Below are 6,591 nucleotides of genomic sequence, written 5' to 3'. Positions count from 1 at the left end.
AGCTCACGCGCCCAGTGATGAGAAGAAGCACAGGCCTCCATGCCAATTTCAGCGCCGTCAGGTACTTTTTTACTAATCGCATCCAGCCATTTGCTGCGTGAATATTTTCCTTGCCAGCAGGTTTTACCCTGACGATCTGCGCCATGAACATGAAAGACAGACTTTGCAATATCAACACCGACACGGATAATGGTCATCTGGACTTCTCCTCATCGTTAGATGGTTTGTGGTCTACTCACCATTTTGGCACATCGATGCCGGTTAGGTGAGGAGGAGTCCATCCCATTGGCTCCGCACAGGGCGTTTCACTCAGTAGTGAAGCTTGATCCATCCATCGCGCAGTGATACCAACCCGGCTTTCTTCAGATATTCATCCGATAGTGCCTGGTTGATACTCGGTGTTTTGGAACTACGTCAAAGGCCTTTGAAAGGATCAACTTCGACAACCTTGAAGAAGTGGCTCCCATCTTTGCCCTGGAAGCTTTTGAGTTGGTACGTGAAATGAGTGGGCGGTATCAGTTTAGTCGAATTGAGCCACTGGAAGACTGAGATGAGACCTGCGACCAATTCATTTTGATCGCAGGCAGGGGTGCTAGCTTTTGTTCTTTTGCAACAAATACATTTCCCGTGTGTAGTCCGCTGTGTCGGTTATTGCTCGGGAGATTTGGGATATCTGGATAAGGGCAAGACCTAAAACAGCAATGATCCCAGCACTTAGGCCCATGCCAAACTGGTTGTCCAGAAGCAGGATGACTGAGGCTGCAAGCCCACCCCCAAAAACCAGCCACCCAATAATCGAGGTTAAAGTTGTCAGTGCTTGGTTAACCTTGTACTGGCTTTCAAATTGAACCCCTGATGACCTATTGGCACTCGAACCTGAGCCAGCGGAAGAGCCTACCGGTGCGGCTGTTCGTGCAAGCTTGCACCCAAGCCTCTCTCCTTCAACAGTGACCGTCTTCTCCTTGCCGTCAGCAAAAATCACCAGATTAAATACTTTTTTTGATTTTCCGATAGCAATCAGCTCATCAACCGTTTCCGGATGCTGATCATTCACAGAAATAATGATGTCGCCCAATTGGATGCCAGCCTGCTCTGCTGGTGATCCGCTTTCAACGTGTTCCACTTGTAATGCTGCCATGTCTTTCTCCTTGTAGTGATACTTTTTGCCAAGCTGGCTTTGATGCTCCACTGGCCTGGTGCTTTTCTGAGCCTGATGGTCTGATTCACTGTGTTGCTGTGCTGCATTGAATCAGTGGTCAAACGCAGAACTCGCTTGTTAATATATGAAAAAAACTTCCCTGCTCTGCGTTGAGGTTTCACCTTAAACCACCTAAGCGACAAATGATGTCGTCTGATTCCGGTAAGCTAAATAAAAAACTAGCATCGGTTCTAAAACAGGAGTTTCGATGGCTGATCCACTTCTCAGAAACCTCACATTACTTCAGCTGATTCCACGTGATCCGGGGAAGATTGCAACAACAACACTCCAGGAAAAGTTAGCAGAGCGGGGTTATGTGATTGACTTACGCTCCTTGCAGCGGGATCTTAAAGGCAAGCTGGAGCCAACAGTGTGGCGAGATGAGATTTTGGAGTCAGCGCTAGAAATTGTAAGACGTGGAACACGTAATAATGCATGTTGATGCTGCACACATTAGATGATCTGCTTCCGTTTTGATGCTTTTAATCAGATGTCACTGGTGGGATCAACTGCCCTGATCAATCCAGACTGACACAACCAAGGACGAACCAATAAAAATGACTCAGATACTTCAGGAATCAATCAACTTCGAAATTCTGCGCCCTCACTGGGAAGACCTTGCAAATCTAGGCGCTCACGCCGAAGCCTATGCATACAGTGATCCGCAAAGTGCGCTCATCAAACTGCGTTGTTTTGCTGAAAAGCTGGTCGGTGTGGTGTTCGCGCGCTATAAAATTCCGACTTACCCCAATGAGAGTTTCATCGACCGGCTCAACAATCACAGCTTTACCAGCGTGGTTGATCAGGGCATTGTCGACAAGCTTCATGCTATCCGTAAAGTCGGTAATCGTGCTGCCCATGAAGGTGCATTCAGCAATAGCGATCCGCTGTGGCTGCTGAAAGAAGCCCATATTCTGGGCAGTTGGCTGCTGATCACTGCCGGTGAAGGCACAAAAGCTGACCTGCGCCCGTTCAAAGCGCCCGAGCAAATCAAACAGCCCTCCAGCACCGAGTTAGCGAAGCACAAGGCACGATTGGAGCAGGCGCTTGCAGAGCTGGAAGCGATCAAACAGGCCGAGCTTAGGGCGCAAGATGAAAACGCCCGCTTACAGCAAGAATTACAAGCCAAAGATAAGGCGCTTGCTGAGCAACAGCAGGCCGATGCGCAGGCACAGCTGAAGCAGCGTAATCAGGCCGCTGGTAACGTCCTCGATTACAATGAGGAAGAAACTCGCCGTCGTATGATCGATAAAGATCTCTACTCTGCTGGATGGGATGTCGATCTGCTCAACAACGGCAATACCGAACAGGTCAGCCGTGAAGTTAAGGTAGGCGGCCAGCCAACACCCACTGGTATTGGCTATTGCGACTATGTTTTATGGGGCGATAACGGCAAACCACTGGCGGTGGTCGAAGCCAAGCGAGCCCGTGAAAGCAGTCATAAAGGTCAGCAGCAAGCTAAACTCTACGCTGATGCGCTGGCGAAAGAATACGGCCAGCGTCCGGTGATCTTCTACACCAATGGGCGAGACATTACCCTCTGGAACGATGCCCAGGGCGAAGCGCCACGCAAGCTGTATGGCTATTATGCGAAACAAAGCCTCGAATACCTGATTCGCCAGCGCAGCGAACGCAAAAACCTTCTCAGAACCCCGATTGATACCGGCATTGCAGGGCGTGACTACCAGATCGAAGCCATTACCCGTGTCTGTGAGCGCTACAACGCGAATCATCGTAAAGCGCTGGTGGTTCAGGCGACAGGTACAGGTAAAACCCGAGTATCCATTGCGCTCAGTAAACGCATGATTGAAGCTGGCTGGGCTAAGCGCGTGCTGTTCCTGTGTGACCGCACCGAGCTGCGCAAGCAGGCTGGTAAAGCCTACGGTGACTTTTTGTCGGAACCTGTTTATGTGGTAGGCAAAAGCAAAAAGTCCGACACAACCAATGCGCGGATCTATATCTCGACCTACCCCGGCATGATGAACATCATGGAGAACTTCGATGTGGGTTATTTCGACCTGATCATTGCTGACGAATCCCACCGCTCCATCTACAACGTCTATAGGGATCTGTTCAAATACTTCGATGCTTTACAGTTGGGTCTGACTGCCACCCCGGTGGAAATGATCAGCCGCTCCACCAGCCAGTTGTTCGGTTGTGACTACAAGCAGCCAACAGCCAACTACCCGTTGGAAAAAGCCATCGAAGACCGCAACCTGGTGCCCTTTAAAGTTGTGGCGCACACCACTCAGTTTTTGCGCGAAGGCATTAGAGCCGACAAGCTCTCGGACGAGCAAATCGCCCAGATGGAAGATCAGGGTATCGATCCTAACACCCTCGATTTCGACAGCAAGCTGATTGATAAAGCCATCTACAACAAAGACACCAACCGCGCCATTCTGCGCAACCTGATGGAAAAGGGTCTGCGTCTGGCTGATGGTCAGACCCTGGGTAAATCCATGATTTTTGCCCGCAATATCAAACACGCTGAGTTGCTATACGAGCTGTTTAACGAGATGTATCCCGACTATGCCAAAGACTCTGCGGGTAACTTCTGTCGCGTGATTCACAGCAAATACGACCGTGCCGAAGAGCTGATTGACGACTTCAAGCTCAACGACGGCAGCCCCAGCCAGATCACCATTGCGATTTCGGTGGACATGCTGGATACCGGCATTGATGTACCGGAAGTGCTGAACCTGGTGTTTGCCAAGCCAGTGAAATCCAAGGTCAAATTCTGGCAAATGGTCGGGCGAGGCACACGTTTGTGCCAAGGCTTGTTTGGCCTTAATCCTGACCGTAGCACGCGGGATAAAGACAGGTTCCTGATCTTCGATCACTGGGGCAACTTCGACTACTTCAACCTCGACCACGAGGAAGAAGAGCCGCGTCCGTCCAAATCCTTGGCACAGCAACTGTTTGAAGCCCGCCTGCGTTTTGCTGAAGAAGCGCTCAAGCAAGGTGCGATAAAAGACTTCGAGCTCATGATCGGCTTGATCAAACAAGACATCGACAGCCTGAATGACAACACCATTGCCATTCGTGATAACTGGCGCATTAAAGAACAACTCGCCAACCACGAACTGCTGCTGCAATTTTCTCCAGCCACCAAAACCGCTCTGCTTGAGCAGATGGCACCTTTGATGCAATGGCGCAATATTCGCGGCGAAGGCGAAGCCCTGCGTTTTGACCTGGACATCGTAAATGCCCAGTACGCCCAACTCTTGAACCGTACCAAACCCCAAACAAAACTGATTGAAGACAGCCGCCAACCGATTCAGCAAAAAGTGGGCAGCTTGTCGATGCACCTTAATCAGGTGCGTAATAAAGCGGATACCGTGGCTCGGCTGCAAGAGTACGATTTCTGGCAACCTGGGGGCACTCAGCAGGGCTGCATTCAAGCCTTGGAGGAGGTTCGCCAGGATCTTCGCAGCGTGATTCATCTGCGCGACAAAAGTGTTAACCCGCCGCCCGCGGACGTGACACCGATTATCGACATCAAGGAAGATTCCGATTTATTTAAATCCGAAGAAGTCAAAACCAATATACGCACCGTCGACTACGAAATTTACCGTCGAGAAGTTGAGGCAACACTCACGCCCCTGTTTGCAACCAACCCGACTTTGCAAAAGATACGGGCAGGTGAGGCAATTACCGAGCAGGAACTCAATGAGCTTAACGCTATGGTGCACACCAGCAACAGCCGCGTGGATTTAACCCTGCTAAAAGAGTTCTTTCCAGATTCCGCCGCCGGTATCGACCAGCTACTGCGTGCCCTCATCGGCCTAGACCGTGATGCCATCGAGGCTAAATTCAGCACCTTTCTGCAAGAACACCATATCCATCTGGACAGCTTGCAACAGCGCTTTATCAGCCTGCTGAAAAGCGAAATCTGTCGCAGTGGTAGCATGACCGTCGAGCGGCTGTACGAGGCACCCTTCAGCAAGTTACACCAGGATGGCATCGACGGCCTGTTTAAAGACGAACAGGCCACACTCATCGCCCGGTTTGTCGCAGGTTTTGCGGTACAATCCGGCCAGCGCACAGCATCGGCTGAAGTCAAAGGCTGAGCAGCTAACCCAAAACGGATACACCCATTCAAGAGCACACGAACACACCATGATAACTGGACCACTGAAAAGCAAGATCGACAAACTCTGGGAAGAATTCTGGATTGGCGGCATCGCCAACCCACTCACCGTGATCGAACAGATCACCTTCCTCATGTACGCACGCCTGCTCGACATGAACGAAACCAGCGATGAAAAGCGTGCTGCGCGTACTGGCAAAGCCTTCAAACGCCGTTTTAACAACAACCAACAGCACCTGCGTTGGAGCAACCTGATCCACATCGAAAGCGCTGATGCGCTGATGCGCACCATCAAAGACGACCTGTTTCCCTATTTCAAAAACAGCGCTACCAGTGTGAAAGGCAGCCTGTTTGCTGAATTTATGAAAGATGCCCAGCTGATGGTACAAAAGCCCTCGCTGCTGGTGAAGGCCGTAGAAATGGTCAACGACCTGCCACTGGATCAAAGCGACACCAAGGGCGACCTCTACGAATACCTGCTCAGTAAACTGACCACCGCCGGTATTAACGGCCAGTTCCGTACCCCGCGCCATATCATTCGCGCCATGATCGATATGATGAACCCGCAAGCCACCGACCGCATCTGTGATCCGGCTTGCGGCACCGCCGGTTTTTTAAGCACCACCTATGAGTTCATGCTGGAGAAATACTCCTCCGAAGACGGCACCATCCGTAATACAGTGATTGATGAAAAAGGCGAGCCTGTGGAGCAGGTGCTCTACACGGGTGACCTGCTGGGTGAACACCGCCAACACATCGACACTGACATGTTCCACGGCTTCGACTTTGATGCCACCATGCTGCGCATCGCTGCCATGAACCTGATCATGCACGGTGTGAGCGAGCCGGATATTCACTATCAGGACACCCTCAGCCAGCGTTTTAAAGAACGCTTTCCGCAAGAAGCGGAACAAGGTTTCGACCTGATACTGGCCAACCCGCCATTTAAAGGCAGCCTGGACGAAGGGGACGTATCGCCGGATATCCTCAAAAAAGTCAAAACCAAAAAGACCGAACTGCTGTTTATTGCCCTGATTTTACGCATGCTCAAACTCGGTGGTCGCGCCGCTGTCATCGTACCCGACGGCGTACTGTTCGGCTCCAGCAACGCACACCAGCAATTACGCGCTGAATTACTCGACAACAACCAGCTTGAAGGCATTCTCAGCCTGCCGTCCGGTGTATTTAAACCCTATGCTGGCGTCAGTACCGCCATCCTCTTTTTTACCAAAGGTGGCCGTACTGATCAGGTCTGGTTTTACGATCTGGCAGCCGACGGCTACTCGTTAGACGACAAGCGCAC

At 51.1% G+C, this 6,591-nt stretch carries 4 protein-coding genes and 1 pseudogene; 3 read left to right on the top strand and 2 right to left on the bottom strand.

The window, feature by feature from the left end; all coding sequences use genetic code 11:
* Positions 1 to 197 (bottom strand): annotated as a pseudogene (locus IBX50_RS15685) (IS110 family transposase); the annotation flags it as partial.
* A 395-nt stretch (positions 198 to 592) separates the two neighbouring features.
* Positions 593 to 1,138 carry a PDZ domain-containing protein gene (locus tag IBX50_RS15680; protein WP_292257235.1) on the bottom strand — a complete coding sequence of 182 codons (546 nt, stop codon included), beginning with the start codon at positions 1,136 to 1,138 and terminating at the stop codon, positions 593 to 595.
* A 268-nt stretch (positions 1,139 to 1,406) separates the two neighbouring features.
* Between IBX50_RS15680 and IBX50_RS15675 the strand changes: the two genes are divergently transcribed.
* The 3 genes from IBX50_RS15675 to IBX50_RS15665 all read left to right on the top strand — a co-directional run.
* Positions 1,407 to 1,640 (top strand): hypothetical protein, encoded by a 234-nt coding sequence (locus tag IBX50_RS15675; protein ID WP_292257234.1) that lies wholly within the window; start codon positions 1,407 to 1,409, stop codon positions 1,638 to 1,640.
* Between the two features lie 115 nt (positions 1,641 to 1,755).
* Positions 1,756 to 5,268, top strand: coding sequence for a DEAD/DEAH box helicase family protein (locus IBX50_RS15670; protein ID WP_292257233.1), 3,513 nt, complete (start codon positions 1,756 to 1,758; stop codon positions 5,266 to 5,268).
* 49 nt (positions 5,269 to 5,317) lie between these two features.
* A partial coding sequence (locus IBX50_RS15665) for a class I SAM-dependent DNA methyltransferase (protein WP_292257232.1) occupies positions 5,318 to 6,591 on the top strand: 1,274 nt, incomplete at its 3' end.

Source organism: Marinospirillum sp. (genome assembly GCF_014859565.1).
This window is presented reverse-complemented; position numbering and strand designations above follow the sequence as displayed.

Excerpts from the sequence above, each read along its gene's own strand:
- IBX50_RS15680 (WP_292257235.1), bottom strand. The coding sequence starts at position 1,138 with ATGGCAGCATTACAAGTGGAACACGTTGAAAGCGGATCACCAGCAGAG.
- IBX50_RS15675 (WP_292257234.1), top strand. The coding sequence starts at position 1,407 with ATGGCTGATCCACTTCTCAGAAACCTCACATTACTTCAGCTGATTCCA.
- IBX50_RS15670 (WP_292257233.1), top strand. The coding sequence starts at position 1,756 with ATGACTCAGATACTTCAGGAATCAATCAACTTCGAAATTCTGCGCCCT.